Below are 17,697 nucleotides of genomic sequence, written 5' to 3'. Positions count from 1 at the left end.
CCACTGCAGAATTCCATGGTCGGCATCGATTGAGGCAGAGAATTGCTCCTCGTGGTGCTGCCGACGCTACTGTTGGCCAACACTGGCATAGGCTTCCCGGATCCGCGCCTGTCCCCAGTTGACGGGGTCGCTCGGCGCGTCGCCTCGCTGTCGGAACTCGACGCCCTGCCCCGCAGCGACAATCTGCGTTACGCCGCCCGCGGCGACCGCAACGCTGCCATGCTCGACGAAGACGGCGAAGGCGACACGGCTCGGGCCGCAAAAGAACTTGGTGCCGCGCACGCCGATCATGCCGAAAGCGGTCCTGACGGCAACATCGACCTTGGGCAGCCCCTCGGGGCGGTCGAATACCATTCGGCCGATGCCGAGTTCGAGCGTACCGCCCTGGCCGGCAATGAAGCTGTCGACCAGCAGATCGGTCTCAGCACCCAAGAGGACGCGGGTGTCGGCACCAAGCGCCAGGGTTGCGAAACTTTCGGCCTCGGTGCGCACATGATCGTTGTCGAAGATCTGCGCACCGACAGCCAGAGCCTCTTCCTGCTCAGTCTGTCGACGACGAACGTCGCCGCGGATTTCCGTTGCCTTGCCGATCACCGGGCTCGCCATGGTCGTTGCCACGCCGCCGCCCATGGCCGCCAACAACAGGCCACCAACGACGACGCGCCTGCTCACCAGCATCTGCCGCACCAGCTCCCGGTCCATCATGGTCCTTCTCCCTGTTCGACGCGTTCGAGCCCTCGAGCGTCCGGCTTTCCCAAAGGATATCCCCGATATCAGCGGAAACAAGCCGAACGCGCAATGGTGCGTTCCTTGCCACCTCTCCACTTCGCCAGAGCCCCAGCAATCCGGCTGTTACCGCCGGAACAGGCAGTGCGAACCCACCGGGCTAAGTTCGCGTCAAGAGACGGGGAGAGCATCATGGAAAATCAGCGCAAAACAGGCATTCGCATCTTCAACGCATTGCTTCTCGCCATCGTCAGCTTCCTGGCGCTTGCGGCAATCGCGCTTCCTCCCGCCCGTGCGGCAGAACTTTCGGCCGTCGACATCTGCGACCGCGAGGCGGGCAGCATCTTCGACCTGCAGCGCAACCAGGCCTTCCCGGCAGTTGCGACCGAGGACATGAAGATCGGTATCGCCCTTTCGGCCTGCCGCGAGGCCTATAACCAGCATGCCGGCGCCCGCATCGAGTTCCAGTTGGCCCGCGTGCTCGACAAGGCCGGCCAGAAGATCCAGTCGCTGCGCATCCTCAGCGAAGCGGCCGAACACGGCCATGCGCTGGCGATGACCAACTATGCGGTGCTTGTCGGCGAACAGGGCGACATCAAGACCGAATTCGCGCTCAACCAGAAAGCCGCCGCAGCCGGCAATATCCTCGCTGCCTATAATCTCGGCGTCGCCTACCGCGACGGCATGGGCACCGCCGCCAACGGCAAGCTCGCCATCGAATGGTTCGAGCGGGCGACGCTCGCCGGCGATGACATCGCCGCATTCAACCTCGCGGTCATCCTGGATGAAGGCAAGCTGGTGCCGGAAGACAACGCCAGGGCCGCGCGCTTCTATCGCCTCGCCGTCGAGCGCGGCAATGTCGACGCGATGGTCAATCTCGGCCTGATGCTGGAGACCGGCGAAGGCGTAACCAAGGATTCATCGGCCGCGCGCGCCATCTTCCGCAAAGCCGCGGCCGAGGGCGACGCCTTTGCTGAGCGCAAGTTCGCCGAACTCAGCGGCGGCAGCAATTTCGAGACGGCCATGCTCGACAAGACCAGCCGCATCAAGTGACGCATTGCGAGCCGACCTCAACCGGTCGGTCCGCGTTATGTCCCGACAGGTTCCCCCCAAAGATGCAGCTTGACGTGCAGCCGGGCGCACTACAGCGTGGCGGGAAGACACCCCTCGCCTGGAAATGTAATGACGAAACTGATTATCTTTACCGACCTGCACATGGTGCCCGAGGGCACGACGATCATCGGCCTCGATCCCTACCAGCGCCTGGCCAACGGTATCGCACATGTGAACCGCTACCACGCGGATGCCGACCGGGTGATCTTCACCGGCGACCTCGCGCATCATGCCGACCGCGCCTCCTACGAGCGGCTGAAAACGCTGACCGATCAATTGCTGCCTCCGGCCGCCATCATGATCGGCAACCACGACCGGCGCGACGTGTTTCTCGACGTCTTTGCAGACGCCGTAACGGACGACGATGGCTTCGTGCAGCAAGTGGTCGACTTTGGCGATTGCCGGGCGATCCTGCTCGACACGCTGTTTGCGCCGCCCTACGACTACCCCAACAGCCATGCCGGGCTCCTGTGCCAGAAACGCCTTACCTGGCTCGATCGCCAATTGGCAGAAGCCGGCGACAGGCCGGTGCTCATCTTCATGCATCATCCCCCGCACGCCACCGGCTTCACCGGCATGGACATGATCCGCCTCGTCAACGAAGTGGAATTTTATGCGCTCGTGAAGAACCACGGCAATGTGCGCCACATCTTCGCCGGCCATGTGCACCGCACGATCAGCGGTTCCAGCCGCGGCATACCCTTCTCTGTCTTCAAGAGCCCGGTGCACCAGCAGCCGATGCCGTTCGATGCGCCGGATGCCTCGCTCTCAGTCGATGAACCAGCAGCCTACGGCATTGCCGTGGTGACGAAGGATGGCGTTCTCGTTCATACCGAGGATTACGAAATCGCCCGCCGGGACGCTGCCTTCGCCTGATACCAACCTGCACGGATATTGACCCATTGGGCCGGCGCGATTTTGGTTTCCTGTAAGGAGAAAACCGGAGCCGGACCACGCGGTCCGGTGAGGATTGTCGACGCTATCAGGAGGCCAAAAGCGCCCGGCCCTTCGGATGGGCCGCCTGTCGGCCACCGGCAGCCTCGCAATCCTCGACCGATGTCCAGGCATCGCTCTAAGGTCCGCTCCTTCCCGGACGACCGCAGACGGTCCCACGCAGTGGGCCAATATCCGTGCAGGTTGGTATGAGGGGCATTCCGGCCGCCGGGCCTTCATGCTAGGTTGGCCCATGACCCAAACCACCGCCACCGATGAAATCCTCGACTGTCAGAGCTGCGGCGCCTGCTGCGCCTACTCCTCCGACTGGCCGCGATTCTCGATGGAGACGGACGAGGAACTCGACCTGATACCGGAAGAGTACGTCGCCGCCGACCTCGGCGGCATGCGCTGCGAAGACAACCGTTGCACGGCACTCGGCGGCAAGCTCGGGGTGCATGTCGCCTGCAAGATCTACGCTGTGAGGCCGATCGTCTGTCGCACCTGCATGCCCGGTGACGACGAGTGTCTGATGGCGCGCGAACGGCACTTCGGGCAGGCCGCGTAGAACTTCGGATCATCCGGCACTCAAGCCTACATTCCGTATCCCCATCGGTTTGCCGGCACTGCGATAGTGAAACATTCCGAGAATGACGAAATTTGCCGGATGGATGTTCGGCGGGACGACGCGTATTTTCTGCCCACGAAATCCAAGGCGCATTGCGCCTTGTCACCGCCTTCCGGAGGACCGCGTTCGATGAGCCAGACCCAGCTTCAAAAATCCAGCCCAAAGGCCGATGCGGCCCCGGCCCCCTTTGCCGACTTCGCACCGCCGATCCGCGCGCAAGGCACGCTGCGCCAGGCGATCACCGCCGCGTGCCGCCGGCCGGAAACCGAAGCGCTGCCGCCGCTCGTCGAAGCAGCAACGCTTCCGGCCGAGACACAGAAGGCAGCCGCCAGAACCGCCCGCAAGCTGATCGAGGCCCTGCGCGCAAAACATAAAGGTTCCGGCGTCGAAGGACTGGTGCACGAATACTCGCTGTCGAGCCAGGAAGGTGTGGCGCTGATGTGCCTGGCCGAGGCGCTGCTGCGCATTCCCGACACGGCAACGCGCGACGCGCTGATCCGCGACAAGATTTCCGACGGTGACTGGAAGTCGCATCTGGGCGGTGGCCGCTCGCTGTTCGTCAACGCCGCGACCTGGGGTCTGGTCGTGACCGGCAAGCTGACGTCGACGGTCAACGACCGCAGCCTTTCGGCCGCGCTGACGCGCCTGATCGCCCGCTGCGGCGAACCGGTGATCCGCCGCGGCGTCGACATGGCGATGCGGATGATGGGCGAACAATTCGTCACCGGCGAAACCATCGACGAGGCGCTGCGCCGCTCGCGCGCGCTCGAGCAGAAGGGTTTCCGCTACTCCTACGACATGCTGGGCGAAGCCGCGACCACGGCTGAAGACGCCGAGCGCTATTACAAGGACTACGAAACGGCGATCCATGCCATCGGCAAGGCATCGGCCGGACGCGGCATCTACGAAGGCCCCGGCATCTCCATCAAGCTTTCGGCGCTGCATCCGCGCTACGTGCGCGCGCAGTCGGCCCGCGTCATGGAAGAGCTTCTGCCGAAGGTGAAGGCACTCGCGGTCATTGCCAAGAAGTACGACATCGGCCTCAACATCGACGCCGAGGAAGCCGACCGGCTGGAGCTTTCGCTCGACCTGCTCGAAGAACTGTGCCTCGACAAGGATCTCGCCGGCTGGGACGGCATGGGCTTCGTGGTCCAGGCCTATGGCAAGCGTTGCCCCTTCGTGCTCGACTTCATCATCGACCTCGCCCGCCGCGCGAGCCGCCGCATCATGGTCCGGCTGGTCAAGGGCGCCTATTGGGACGCCGAGATCAAGCGCGCGCAGCTCGACGGCCTGGAAGACTTCCCCGTCTACACCCGCAAGATCTACACCGACGTTTCCTACATCGCCTGCGCCCGCAAGCTGCTGGCAGCAACCGACGTGATCTTCCCGCAGTTTGCCACCCACAACGCTCAGTCGCTCGCCACCATCTACGAACTGGCCGGCAAGGACTTCCAGGTCGGCAAGTACGAGTTCCAGTGCCTGCACGGCATGGGCGAACCGCTCTACGACGAAGTCGTCGGCAAGGGCAATCTCGACCGGCCGTGCCGCATCTATGCGCCCGTGGGCACGCACGAGACGCTGCTGGCCTACCTGGTGCGCCGCCTGCTTGAAAACGGCGCCAACTCTTCCTTCGTCAACCGCATCGCCGACCCGAAGGTCTCAATCGACGAACTGGTTGCCGATCCGGTCGACATCGTGCGCGCCATGCCTGTCGTCGGCGCGACGCACGCGCAGATCGCCCTGCCGGTCGGTTTGTTCGGCTGTGCACGCCCGAACTCCGGTGGTCTCGACCTTTCCAACGAAACCTCGCTCGCATCGCTAACCGAAGCGCTCAAGGCCAGTGCTGCCATCGACTGGCGCGCGGTGCCGCAACTGGCAACCGGTCCTGCATCGGGCGAGACCCGCCCGGTCGTCAACCCCGGCGACCACCGCGATATCGTCGGCGCCGTCACCGAGACATCGGAAGCGGACGCCCGCCAGGCCGCAAGCCTTGCCGCGAAGGCCGCCTCGAGCTGGTCGGCGGTTTCACCGGCAGAGCGTGCAGCCTGCCTCGTGCGTGCAGCCGACATCATGCAAGCCCGCATGCCGACTTTGCTCGGCCTGATCGTGCGCGAAGCCGGCAAGTCGCTGCCGAACGCCATCGCCGAAGTGCGCGAAGCGATCGACTTCCTGCGCTACTATGCCGAACAGACCCGCCGCACACTCGGTCCTGCTCATAAGGCGCTCGGACCAATCGTCTGCATCAGCCCGTGGAACTTCCCGCTGGCGATCTTTGCCGGCCAGATTGCCGCAGCACTCGTCGCAGGTAACCCGGTGCTGGCAAAGCCGGCGGAAGAAACGCCACTGATCGCCGCCGAGGGCGTGCGCATCCTGCACGAAGCCGGCATTCCGGCCGACGCGCTGCAGCTCCTGCCCGGTGACGGTCGCATCGGTGCGGCACTGGTTGCCGCGCCTGAAATCGCCGGCGTGATGTTCACCGGCTCGACCGAAGTCGCACGCCTCATCCAGGCGCAGCTGGCCGACCGGCTGTCGCCGTCGGGCCGGCCGATCCCGCTGATCGCCGAAACCGGCGGCCAGAACGCCATGATCGTCGACAGTTCGGCGCTCGCCGAACAGGTCGTCGGCGACGTGATCGCCTCGGCCTTCGACAGCGCCGGCCAGCGCTGCTCGGCGCTGCGCGTCTTGTGCCTGCAGGAAGATGTCGCCGACCGCATCCTCGCGATGCTGAAGGGCGCGCTGCACGAACTGAAGATCGGCCGCACGGACAAGCTTTCCGTCGACGTCGGCCCTGTCATCACCGCGGAAGCGCAGGGGATCATCGAGAAGCACATCGAAACCATGCGCGGCATGGGTCGCAAGGTCGAGCAGATCGGCCTCGCGTCCGGTACCGAACTCGGTACCTTCGTGCCGCCGACGATCGTCGAGCTCGAAAAGCTCTCCGACCTCAAGCGCGAGGTCTTCGGTCCCGTTCTCCACGTCATCCGCTACCGCCGTGACGATCTCGACCGGTTGATCGACGATATCAACGCGACGGGCTACGGCCTGACCTTCGGCCTGCACACCCGCCTCGACGAGACGATTGCCCACGTCACGTCTCGCGTGAAGGCCGGCAACCTCTACGTCAACCGCAACGTCATCGGCGCTGTCGTCGGCGTACAGCCCTTCGGCGGTCGTGGCCTCTCGGGCACCGGCCCGAAAGCAGGCGGTCCGCTCTATCTCGGCCGCCTCGTCGCCACCGCCCCGGTGCCGCCGCAGCACAGCTCCGTCCACACCGATCCGGCGCTGCTCGACTTCGCCAAATGGCTCGACGGCAAGGGTGTCAAGGCGGAAGCCGAAGCCGCCCGCACAGCCGGCAGCAACTCGGCCCTCGGCCTCATCTCCGAGCTTCCAGGCCCGGTTGGCGAGCGTAACCTCTATGCGCTGCATCCTCGCGGCCGCGTGCTCCTGGTGCCAGCCACCGAGACCGGCCTCTATCGCCAGCTCGGCGCGGCACTGGCGACCGGCAACACCGTCGTCATCGACGCGGCGTCGGGCCTGCAGTCCTCGCTGAAGACCTTGCCGGCAAGTGTTTCCACCCGCCTGTCCTGGTCGAAGGATTGGTCGGCGGACGGCCCCTTCGCCGGTGCACTGGTCGAAGGCGACGGCGAGCGTGTGCGTGAGGTGAACAAGGTGATCGCCGGCCTGCCGGGTCCGCTGGTTCTGGTCCAGGCCGCCTCGACTGACGAGATCGGCCGCAACCCCGACGCCTATTGCCTCAACTGGCTCTTGGAAGAGGTGTCTACCTCGATCAACACCGCCGCTGCCGGCGGCAATGCCAGCCTGATGGCGATCGGCTGAGCCGGCCTGCATCAACAAGTACGGCCCTCTCCCCCACGGGGGAGAGGGATAAATCAGTTCTCATTGCTCCGGTCCGCCGCTTCGGACTTTGACGACCGCGCTACCTGCGTGCGCCGGATGGCGCATTTGGCAGCAATCCGCTATCAGCGTTGAACAAACGGAAGCAGCGGATGTTCACCCTCAAGCACACAGAAACCTCGACGCAGGAAATCAAGAAGAGCCGGTTTCTGGCAATCTGCGCGCCCGTGCCCGACGAGCAGGCGGCAAAGGCTTTCCTTGCTGAGCATTCCGATCCCACCGCCAACCACAATTGCTGGGCGTGGCGCATCGGCCAGGCCTATCGCTTCAACGACGACGGCGAGCCGAGCGGGACCGCGGGCAAGCCGATCCTCGCTGCGATCGATGGCCAGTCGCTCGACCGCGTCGTCGTGGTGGTCACCCGCTGGTTCGGCGGCATCCTGCTTGGCAGCGGCGGCCTGATCCGCGCCTATGGCGGCACCGCCGCGCTCTGCCTGCGGGCGGCCGAGAAGATCGAAATGATCGAGACGATACGCACCACCATCGCCTGCGACTTTGCCGATCTGGCGCTGATCAAGGCCCGCCTTCTTGCCCGTGACGTCACGATCTCAGGCGAAACCTTCACCGACAAGGGGCCGGTAATGACGGTCGACATGCGCAAGGACGAAGCAGACGGCATTCTTGCCATGGTCACCGATCTCAGCCGCGGCCGCGCGGTCATTTCGACCGACGATTGATCGCCTTCCCCTTGCCGATCGAACCATCATAAAAGCGACCCGCAAACCGAATATTCAATCCGAAAACGATTTCGACGCCAGGGAGATGATCTGCATGAAAACGAGAGTTCTGGGCAAGACAGGTGCGACGATTTCGGAGATCGGCTTCGGCGCCTGGCAGATCGGCGGCTCCTGGGGCGACGTCAGCGAAACGGACGGCAAGCGCGCGTTGAATGCCGCACTCGACAGCGGCGTCACCCTCGTCGACACGGCCGACGTCTATGGTGACGGACGGTCTGAAAAGATCATTGCCGCCGTCCTGAAGGAGCGCGGCGGCGAAAAGCCGTTCGTCGCCACCAAGGCCGGACGCAGGCTGAACCCGCATGTCACCGAAGGCTACACCGGCGCCAATATCGAAGCCTTCATCGATCGCAGTCTTAGCAATCTCGGTATCGAAACGCTGGATCTCGTCCAGCTCCACTGCCCGCCGACCGACGTCTATTACCGTCCGGAGTTTTTCGGTGCGCTCGACCAGCTCATCACCAAGGGCAAGATCCGCAATTACGGCGTCTCGGTCGAGAAGGTCGAGGAAGCTCTGAAGGCGATCGAGTATCCGGGTGTTGCCACCGTCCAGATCATCTACAACATCTTCCGCCAGCGGCCGCAGGATCTGTTCTTCGCGGAAGCCAGGAAGAAGAATGTCGGCGTGATCGTGCGCGTGCCGCTCGCCTCCGGGCTGCTGTCGGGCAAGATTACCCGCGACACGGCGTTTGCCGCCGACGACCATCGCAACTTCAACCGCTTCGGTGAAGCCTTCGATGTCGGCGAGACTTTTGCAGGCGTGCCCTTCGAGACGGCACTGGAAGCCGTCGAGCAGCTTCGCCCGCTGGTGCCCGCAGGCGTGCCGATGGCGCAGTTCGCCCTGCGCTGGATACTGGAGCAGGATGCCGTGTCCGTCGTCATCCCTGGCGCCCGCAATGAGACGCAGGCGCAATCCAATGCGGCTGCCAGCGCGCTGCCTGCCATCGACGAAAAAGCCAAGGCCGCCATCGCCGCGCTTTACGAGCGGCTGGTCAAGGTTCATGTTCATCATCGCTGGTAGGATGTATCGTAGCTGCCAATGGGGCCGCCGCCAATGGGCGCGACCGGCGGCAGCGGACACCACCCGACTGCATGTTTCCTTAAGTCCTATTCGATTTAAGGATAAAAACATGCAGCCATTCAAAGTGCTACAGCGACCTTTGCACGTCTAATAAGACGCGCGGCGCTGTAGCGGGCACACAGGCGCGCCAGGGCGGGAGAAGCGATCATGGCAGACCCTTTCGTGCTGCAGCGCTTTGTCGACGCTCAGGGCCGCGTCCATGCCGCAGCGCTCGACGAATTGCGGCGTGGCCGCAAAGAGACCCACTGGATGTGGTTCGTCTTTCCCCAGCTTGCGGGCCTGGGGCATTCGCCGATGGCCCAGCGCTTCGCCATCTCCGGGCTCGCGGAGGCCAGGGCCTATCTCGCCCATCCAATCCTCGGGCCCAGGCTTGTCGAATGCACCGAGACCGTCAACGGGCTGATCGGGTGTTCGGCACACGAAATCTTCGCAAGCCCTGATGACATGAAATTCCGCTCGTCGATGACGCTGTTTTCGAAGGCCGCAAACACAGGCAGCGTCTTCGGGCAGGCCCTCAGTTTCTATTTTGCCGGGGAAGAGGATCGACGAACGCTCGACCTGCTCGGCCCGCCTTCGCCATGACGGCGCACAAGCGCCAGGGGCATTCAGCCCGCGGATCGCGTTAGACGCCGTGCGCGGCGCTCGCGAGGAAGAACAGGATCACGAAAGCGCAGACGGAAAGCCCGGCTACGATCACCAGCAGCTCTTTCATCATATAACGATACATCGGGCACCTCCTTCCATCAGCCGTACGGCTCCCTTTTATATGGGAATCGGACCGGCCATTTTTCAGTCGCAGGCTTCAAAAGATCGTGAGGATGCCCCCTTTTTCCGGCCGCCGCAGACGCCTCCGGATCGCTCTCTTCCGCCCCCATCAGGCGCAACGCAAGCGCGCAGCCTGTAAGTTACATTATACTAATATATAGATTTATTACAACTGTTCTTACGGCTCCGCCGAGGCGCATCACGATCGGATGGAACGGAGAACCAGCGCGGTTTTTTTTGATCGCGGCGCTAGTGAAGCGCCGACGAAAACGCCTCGCAAACGTAGCCGGATGCTCAATCAACCGAAGCGCGCGCACGCTTGCGACCATAGGCTCGTCGTTGACTTCGCAGGCGATGAGAGGAAAATGTCTTCTTATGCGTCACAACGTAACACAAGGGGCGCCCAACGATGACTATCGCAAGGAAACTTCAGGACTATATCGACGGCGAGGGTGTCGCCTACGACACCGTCGCGCACCATCGTACGGCAACGACCAGCCAGTCGGCGCGCGCCGCGCATGTTCCGGGCAGCAGACTGGCCAAGTCCGTGGTCGTACACCACGAAATGGGGTACGTCCTCGCCGTTGTTCCGAGTACGCACCGGATCGAGCTCTCCACATTGCAGAGTGTTATGAACAGACGCCTTGGCCTCGCCTCGGAGGAGGAGGTCTGTTCGCTTTTCGCCGATTGCGACATTGGCGCGGTGCCGCCGATCGGATCGGCCTACGATGTACCGGTGATCCTCGACGAAAGCCTCGAAGACGCCAGCGACGTCTATTTCGAAGGCGGCGACCACAAGACACTGGTGCACGTCACCGGACCTAACTTTCGCAGCCTGATGAAGGATGCGCAGGTCGCCCGCTTCAGCCACCTGCCGTAGACGCCGCAATCCTGCATCGTACACCTCGCAGAGGACGACGTGGAGTTGGTGCCTGCGGGGGCAAGTCAAAGTGCTACAGCGTCCTTTGCGCGTCCAATAAGACGCGCGACGCTGTAGGGAATGCTGGAGAAGCGCCTTCAGTTAAGGCTTTGAAATTGTTGGCGCACCCGAAGAGATTCGAACTCCTGACCCCCAGATTCGTAGTCTGGTGCTCTATCCAGCTGAGCTACGGGTGCTTGCCTGAAGCGGTCGAACCGCTTGCGTGAGCGGTTCTCTAAAGGGTCCTTTCGGGGATTGCAAGCGCCGCTCGGCAAAAAATTTCATTTTTACGACGACGCGGTTTCAAGCTGTGGATTTTCACGGCGAAATCAGCGCGCAATCTCACCCGCGAACCCCTTCAATGCCGGGCTTTGGAGCGAAATGCATCGAGCGGCACCGGGCGGTCCGGTAATTCGATGCGAAAAAGCGTTCCGGGCGTCGGCTTTTCCACAAGGGCAATCGTTCCCCCATGGGCGAGCACCAATTCGCGCGCAATCGCCAGGCCAAGACCGGTGCCGCCCGAGCGCGCCGAGCCGCGGAAGGCTGCAAAAAGATTTTCGCGGGCCTTTGCCGGCATGCCTGGGCCGGTATCGTCGACGGAAATGGTGACGACACTGCCCATGCGCATCGCCGAAACGCTGACGACGCGTGGCCGCCCGTCCTCGGCCTCGTGATTCGTCAGCGCCTGGACGGCGTTGCGGCAGATATTGTGCACCACCCGGAACAGTTGCTCGCTGTCGGCGTCGACCTCAAGGTCGTCCTGCACCTGGATCTGGAATTCGATGCCGGATTGCGGATCGATCGAAAGCAGCTCGGCGACATCGGAGACCAGCGGCTTGAGGGCGACGAACCGGCGGTGCGGTTCGGCCTCGGTGGTACGGCCATAGGAAAGAACCTCGCGGGTATAGCCGACGGCCCGGTCGATCGCCCGCAGCAGCGTCGGTGCGAAGCGCTTGACGACGGGATCATCGACATCGGCGAGACGGTCGGAGATCAGCTGCGCCGACGACAGGATATTGCGCATGTCGTGGTTGATCTTCGACACCGCCAGGCCAAGCTCGGCAAGGCTCTTCTGCTGCTTCAGCGTCTTCTGCAGCTCGCGCTGCATGCTCGCCAGATGCTGGCCGGCGACCGCGAGTTCGTCGCGCCCCTCCGGCGGAACGAGCACGCGCGCCGGATTGGACGGATCGTTGGAGAATTCCTGCATGCTCGCCGTCATTCGCCGGATCGGCACGATCAGCATCCGGTTGATCGCAAGGAAGATCAACGTCGCGGTAATCAGCGAGATGATGATCGACAGGAAGAACACGTTGCGGGAATAGACGAGCATCGCCTTGTGCAGGCTGGCATCAGCCATGACCAGCTCGATCACCGCGTCGCTTTCACCGAGCGGCCCGTAGACGCGCACCACCCGGTTGCCACCGAACAGCAGCGTATCGAAGGCATCGCGGATCGCCGCCAAGGCGGTGAAATTGGCGGTGTCGTATTCGCCGTCGATCTCTGATGGCATGTCGGCGGCAGCGATCATCCGCGAGGCATCCTTGCGGCGAATGACGATCGCCTTGGTGCCCGTTGCCATCAGCGTGTCGTCCTGCACGTTTCGGGGCAGCTCGACATTCTGCAGGCCGTCGACGACGACGGCGGCGGCAGCGACGGTGTTCAGCCGATCCTGCAGCCAGCGGATGCGCATGTTTGCGACCGACGGCACGAAGATCAGCACCTCGGCCAGCATGACGAAAACGATCGTCAGCAACAGCAGCTTGCCCGAGAGCCCGCGGAGGAAGCCCGCTGCGGTTCGCGGCGCTTCACTCACCGTCGTCGGCTGCGCCTCTTCGCTCATCGTCCCGAAAAATCCCTGTCCGTCAGCCGAAATACCGCAAGGCCCTGATGGCGGACCGCACGACCGCCTTCCTCGCCAAGGGCGCATAATAGGAGATGACCGCCTGTTTTCCAATCTCGGAAAGGGTCGGATAGGGTGCGACATAGCCGCGGACCTGTTTCAGCGTCATGCCGTTGGCGACCGCAAGCGACCACATGTTGATCAGCTCCCCTGCACCTGGGGCGGCAATGCCGACACCGAGGATGCGTCCGCGGCGGCCGGCGACGATCTTGATCACGCCAGCCTCGACCCCGTCCGTGCGGGCACGGTCGCCTGCGGCAAGATCGGTCCTGATGACGTCGACGGCGCCGAATTTTTCCCGCGCCTCCGTCTCGCTCAATCCAACCTCGGCGATTTCCGGATCGGAGTAGGTGACCTTCGGCACAATCGTCCGATCTTCCCGCGCCGGCAATCGAAACAGCATCTGCTGCAGCACCAGCCGTGCATGATAGCTCGCCACATGGGTGAACTGCAGCCCGCCTGCGACATCGCCGATCGCATAGACGCGGCGATTGCTGGTGCGAAGGTTGGGCCCGACCTCTATGCCTTTCGCATTGTGGTCGATGCCGGCGGCGGCAAGGCCGAGCGATGCGTGGTTCGGCCGACGACCGGCGGCAATCAGGAGATCGCTGCCTTCGACCTGGAAAACGCCGCCTCCATTCTCGCATCGCAGAACGACCCGCCCGCCATCCTGCTCGGCGCCAAGGATCGTCGTTGCCTCGTGCAGGACCACGCCCCCCGTGCCGAAGTGCGGCAATCGCGATCGATGAAAGCTCGGGATCGGCATCCGAAAGCGCGCGCCGGCTCTCGATGACGGTGACGCCGGCGCCAAGCCGGCGATAGGCCTGCGCCATCTCGATGCCAACAGGACCCGCACCGACAATGATCAAATGGGCCGGAAGCCGGGTCAGATCGAACAGCGTCTCGTTGGTCAGGAACGACACTTTGTCGAGGCCCGGAATATCAGGGATCGCCGGCGACGAGCCGGTGGCGACGACGAAACGGCGGGCGCGGACGAGATGGTCTCCGGCGGCAACGGTATTTTCATCGACGAACCGGGCCGAGGATTGCAGCACCTCGACGCCGAGGCCGGTAAAGCGCTCGACGCTATCGTGCGGAGCGATACCGGCAATGACCTCGTGGATGCGGGCATGAAGGCGTTGATAGTCGACGACGGGTTGGCCAGCGGCCAGACCGAAGCGACCCGCCATACGGATCGCCTGCGCGTGCCTGGCGACGGCAATCAGCGTCTTCGACGGCACGCATCCGTGGTTGAGGCAATCCCCACCCATGGTGCCGCGTTCGATCAGGACCACGGGAACACCGAAGGCGGCGGCACCCGCCGCCACGGAAAGCCCGGCGGCACCGCCACCGATCACGCAGATATCCGGATTGATGACTTTCGCCACGCCTGCCCCGTACCCGTCAAACAGCCTTGCGGCGCGACCATACCCGCTTGAAAGCGAGTGGCAATGCCGCAAACAACGCTAATACCACAAGCGCCAAGGTCAATTTCGGCGTTGCGAAATCCGACACCGACAGCTCGCGGCCAACGGCAGCCGAACTGGCGATCACCTCGTCGAGCCCACCGCCGAGCCAGGCATAGGCGAAGGTGGCGGGAACGATACCGATCAGAGTTGCCATCGCAAACGTTCTCAATCTCACCTCGAAGAAGGCGGGCGCGATGTTGACGACGAAGAACGGGAAGATCGGCGTGAGCCGCAGGACGAGAAGATAGAGAAACGCATTGCGGCAGAAACCATCGGCAAAACGCGCGAGGAATGGCCCGGCACGCCGCCGCAGGAGATCGCCGAACATGCTGCGGGCCGCCAGAAACAACAGGCACGAGCCGAGCGTCGCGGCTGCAACGACGAGAAGGCCGCCACCGGCGCAGCCGAAGAGAAAGCCGGCAAAGATCGTCAGAACCGAAGCAGCCGGGATCGAGAAGACCACCACTGCTACGTAGACCAGGAAAAACAGACCGGCGGCCTGAAGCGGATAGGCTTCGACATAGAGGCGCAACGCCTCACGGTGATGGACGAGTGCGCTCAGAGACAGATAACGCTGAAGTCCGAAGGCATAGGAGGCAAACCCGCCGGCGACAAGAAGGGCCAACAGCACCAGACGCCACGCGACCTTGCCGCGGTCTTCGGGCGAGCCCTCGTCCGGTGCCTCCGACGGCGTTGGACGGGCATCCCCGGCTCTGTTGATGGCGCTTCGGTTCATGTGATTTCGTTTCTTGGAAAAGTCTTTCCTTGCAGTATCGGCAATCCATACCGGAGACCAATAACGAATGGTCGCGTTGCAAAACGACAGCGTGAACGGGCCGACAAGACAACTCACGTTGCCGTTACACGAGAGCGTGGCGGCAACGACGGGGCGATGATTGCAGATTATCCACGGAAAACGCCCGCGGAGACGTCAGTCGTCCGCGGGCGTCGATTGGTGCGATCCGTCAAACTGGTCGGATCAGAACTCTTCCCAGTTGTCCCTGGCGACGGCCGCCGAAGATCCGCCGCTGAAGGCGCGGGCGACGTTGCCCATCATCCGGCGGGCGGGCGAATCCACCGGACGGCTGGTTTCCCGCGCCGGTGCGATCGTGCGTGCCGCCGAAGTGCCGTCGAGCTTGAAGTAGGCGATCAGGCTCGCAAGGTTGTTGGCTTCCGCCGACAGCTTGTGGGTCGCGGCATTCGCCTCTTCCACCATGGCGGCGTTCTGCTGGGTGACCTGGTCCATCTGGTTGACGGCGGTGCTGACTTCGCCGAGGCCGGTCGACTGTTCGCGTGCGGCCGTTGCGATCGAGTGGATATGATCGTTGATCTTGAGCACGCGCTCCTCGATCTCGCCAAGCGCCGCGCCGGTTTCCTGCACGAGCCGGACGCCGGTTGCGACTTCCGAGCCCGACTTCGAGATCAGGGCCTTGATGTCCTTGGCAGCACTGGCCGCACGCTGAGCAAGCTCGCGAACTTCCTGAGCGACAACGGCAAAGCCTTTACCGGCATCACCAGCACGGGCAGCCTCGACGCCGGCATTCAGCGCCAGCAGGTTGGTCTGGAAGGCGATCTCGTCGATGACATTGGTGATCTGGCCGATCTCGCTCGATGCCTGCTCGATCCGGCCCATGGCCTCGACCGCGTTGCGCACGACTGCGGCCGATTCGGCAGCGCTTTCCTTGGCTTCGTTGACCATTACGGTCGCTTCCTGCGCCCGCTCGGTCGAACTCCTGACGGCGACGGTGATCTCGTCGAGTGCCGCAGACGTCTCTTCGAGTGCTGCGGCCTGCTGCTCGGTGCGCTTCGACAGATCGTCGGCGGCGGAGCGAAGCTCGGACGAATTGCCGTTGATCGAGTCCGTGGTGACACGCACTTCGCGCAGCGTCTTCTGCAGCGTCGACAGCGTCTCGTTGACGTTCTTCTGCAATTCGGCGAAGGCGCCATGGAACTGGCCGTTCATGCTCTGGGTCAGGTCGCCGGCGGCAAGGCTGGCGACGACGCGGCGCGTTTCGGCAATGCCGGCATCGACGCTGCCGACGAGTTCGTTGACGCTCGACGCAAAACGATTGAGATCGTCGTTCTCGTAGTCCTTGCCGATGCGCTTGGTGAAATCGCCGGCGGCCGCAGCCGAGACGACGACGCCGATGCTCATCTGCAGATCGGCGCTCTTTTCGCGCAGCGCCGCTTCCTGGGCGTTGAGATCGCGAACGGCAAGGCCATTCTGCTTGAAGATCTGCACGGCCGCAGCCATCTCGCCGATTTCGTCCTTGCGGTCGGCAAAGGGTACGTTGGCGGAAAGATCGCCGCCGGCGAGCAGCTTCATCTTGCCGGTGAGATCGAGGATCGGACGGCTCAGATGATTGGTGCCGATATAGAAGGCGGTGCCGATACCGACGGCGAGCCCGAGCCCGGCGATGCCGAGAATGATGACGATGACCGAACGTTCGAACGAAGCGATGTCAGCCTTGACGGTCTCGAGCGTTGCCAGGTTGGCTTCGACGACGGCGTCGATCTCGCCCTGGAAGGCCTTGCGGTTGGCGCGGTTGGCGTCGGTGTTGCCCTGCTCGTTGGCCGCCTGCGGCGATACCTCCTGGCCAAGACGCGCGGTTTCGACGCGGAACGTCTTGAACTCCTCAGCGCGCTTGACCAGCGCATCGAACGAGCCGAGCTTGTCGGCCGGCACCAGGGGTCGCCACTCGGCAAACAGCGCATCGATTTTTTCGAGGTTCTTCAGAATGCCTTCGGCGAAGGGCTTTGCCTTTTCGATGGTGGGCGCTGCGTAGATTCCGCGCGCTTCCATGACGACGCCGGTCACCAGTCGATTGAGATGCTCGCCGTTGAAGGCACGCTCAGAAGCGTTCTGGTACTGATGGAACCGGCTGTTGTATTGAGAAACCACCAGCAGCGACATGCCGGTCACCGCGATCGCCAGGAGGCTCATTACCCCGACGATCAGATTGATCTTACCACGTATTTTCATCCCTGCCTCCACGACACCGCAAGACTTGCCCGGTTATCGGAAGGGTCGCGGCCTCATTGCACCGCAGTCACGCTAAAACATTCATGGTTAATAAAGATCGCGGTGGCCGGCCGGCATTCTGGGGAGTGCCGGTTAGCTCCCTGTTTACCAGTCTGAGATAGTGCGTCGCGGCTTGTGCCTGCGAAATCGAGGTCGCCCGGATATCGGGATGCGATCACTTTTGCCCATCGAAGGCCTCGCGTGATTGACTTTCCGGGAAATTTGCCTTTATAAGCCGCCCACGTCCGGCCAAGCCTGCCTGCCCGACAGGCGGAGCTATGTCCGGAACGTAAACGCTCCTTGCTACATGCAAACCCAAGAAGGGCCGCACACCGCGGTATTAAAATAAATGAAGCGTACTTACCAACCGTCCAAGCTTGTTCGCAAGCGCCGTCACGGCTTCCGTGCACGCATGTCCACCTCGGGTGGCCAGAAGGTCCTCGCAGCCCGCCGGGCTCGTGGCCGCAAGCGTCTTTCGGCTTAAGCCGA

At 63.2% G+C, this 17,697-nt stretch carries 13 protein-coding genes, 1 tRNA gene and 2 pseudogenes; 10 read left to right on the top strand and 6 right to left on the bottom strand.

Annotated features, from left to right (window positions below; all coding sequences use genetic code 11):
- Positions 1-66: 66 nt before the first annotated feature.
- Positions 67-687, bottom strand: coding sequence for a FecR domain-containing protein (locus BKP54_RS09835; protein WP_025425764.1), 621 nt, complete (start codon positions 685-687; stop codon positions 67-69).
- A 231-nt stretch (positions 688-918) separates the two neighbouring features.
- Here BKP54_RS09835 and BKP54_RS37275 point away from each other — a divergent pair.
- From BKP54_RS37275 to BKP54_RS09795, 9 genes and pseudogenes are all read left to right on the top strand, one after another.
- Positions 919-1,464, top strand: a pseudogene (locus tag BKP54_RS37275) (sel1 repeat family protein); the annotation flags it as partial.
- Entirely contained in the window at positions 1,441-1,779 is a 339-nt protein-coding gene (locus tag BKP54_RS37270) for a tetratricopeptide repeat protein (RefSeq protein WP_309141641.1), read from the top strand. The pseudogene BKP54_RS37275 and the gene BKP54_RS37270, both read left to right, overlap by 24 nt.
- A gap of 129 nt (positions 1,780-1,908) precedes the next feature.
- Entirely contained in the window at positions 1,909-2,715 is an 807-nt protein-coding gene (locus BKP54_RS09825) for a phosphodiesterase (RefSeq protein WP_025425762.1), read from the top strand.
- Between the two features lie 310 nt (positions 2,716-3,025).
- Entirely contained in the window at positions 3,026-3,340 is a 315-nt protein-coding gene (locus BKP54_RS09820; protein ID WP_025425761.1) for a YkgJ family cysteine cluster protein, read from the top strand.
- Positions 3,341-3,529: 189 nt separating this feature from the next.
- Positions 3,530-7,237: a trifunctional transcriptional regulator/proline dehydrogenase/L-glutamate gamma-semialdehyde dehydrogenase gene (putA, locus tag BKP54_RS09815; RefSeq protein ID WP_084814371.1), complete on the top strand. Its 3,708-nt coding sequence runs from the start codon at positions 3,530-3,532 to the stop codon at positions 7,235-7,237.
- A 170-nt stretch (positions 7,238-7,407) separates the two neighbouring features.
- Positions 7,408-7,992 (top strand): YigZ family protein, encoded by a 585-nt coding sequence (locus tag BKP54_RS09810; RefSeq protein WP_025425759.1) that lies wholly within the window; start codon positions 7,408-7,410, stop codon positions 7,990-7,992.
- A gap of 94 nt (positions 7,993-8,086) precedes the next feature.
- Positions 8,087-9,073 carry an aldo/keto reductase gene (locus BKP54_RS09805; protein WP_025425758.1) on the top strand — a complete coding sequence of 329 codons (987 nt, stop codon included), beginning with the start codon at positions 8,087-8,089 and terminating at the stop codon, positions 9,071-9,073.
- Positions 9,074-9,277: 204 nt separating this feature from the next.
- The gene (locus BKP54_RS09800) at positions 9,278-9,715 is read left to right on the top strand and encodes a DUF1810 domain-containing protein (protein ID WP_198956827.1); all 438 of its coding nucleotides are present in this window, start codon (positions 9,278-9,280) and stop codon (positions 9,713-9,715) included.
- Positions 9,716-10,307: 592 nt separating this feature from the next.
- A complete protein-coding gene (locus BKP54_RS09795; RefSeq protein WP_025425755.1) occupies positions 10,308-10,778 on the top strand; it encodes an aminoacyl-tRNA deacylase in 471 nt (156 codons plus the stop codon).
- Positions 10,779-10,937: 159 nt separating this feature from the next.
- Here the strand turns inward: BKP54_RS09795 and BKP54_RS09790 are convergent.
- The 5 genes and pseudogenes from BKP54_RS09790 to BKP54_RS09770 form a co-directional block, all read right to left on the bottom strand.
- A tRNA-Arg gene (locus tag BKP54_RS09790) sits at positions 10,938-11,014 on the bottom strand.
- A 161-nt stretch (positions 11,015-11,175) separates the two neighbouring features.
- Positions 11,176-12,657, bottom strand: coding sequence for a HAMP domain-containing sensor histidine kinase (locus BKP54_RS09785; protein WP_025425754.1), 1,482 nt, complete (start codon positions 12,655-12,657; stop codon positions 11,176-11,178).
- A 22-nt stretch (positions 12,658-12,679) separates the two neighbouring features.
- Positions 12,680-14,105, bottom strand: a pseudogene (locus BKP54_RS09780) (FAD-dependent oxidoreductase).
- Positions 14,106-14,121: 16 nt separating this feature from the next.
- Positions 14,122-14,922: a TVP38/TMEM64 family protein gene (locus tag BKP54_RS09775; RefSeq protein ID WP_025425752.1), complete on the bottom strand. Its 801-nt coding sequence runs from the start codon at positions 14,920-14,922 to the stop codon at positions 14,122-14,124.
- A gap of 243 nt (positions 14,923-15,165) precedes the next feature.
- Positions 15,166-17,169 carry a methyl-accepting chemotaxis protein gene (locus BKP54_RS09770; RefSeq protein ID WP_025425751.1) on the bottom strand — a complete coding sequence of 668 codons (2,004 nt, stop codon included), beginning with the start codon at positions 17,167-17,169 and terminating at the stop codon, positions 15,166-15,168.
- Positions 17,170-17,557: 388 nt separating this feature from the next.
- Between BKP54_RS09770 and rpmH the strand changes: the two genes are divergently transcribed.
- The gene (gene rpmH, locus BKP54_RS09765; RefSeq protein ID WP_081788836.1) at positions 17,558-17,692 is read left to right on the top strand and encodes a 50S ribosomal protein L34; all 135 of its coding nucleotides are present in this window, start codon (positions 17,558-17,560) and stop codon (positions 17,690-17,692) included.
- The last annotated feature ends 5 nt before the right edge of the window (positions 17,693-17,697 follow it).

The organism is Ensifer sp. 1H6, assembly GCF_001976035.1.
Lineage (GTDB): Bacteria > Pseudomonadota > Alphaproteobacteria > Rhizobiales > Rhizobiaceae > Ensifer > Ensifer canadensis.
Note: the sequence above shows the minus strand (reverse complement) of the source record. Positions and strands in the feature narration are given on the sequence as shown.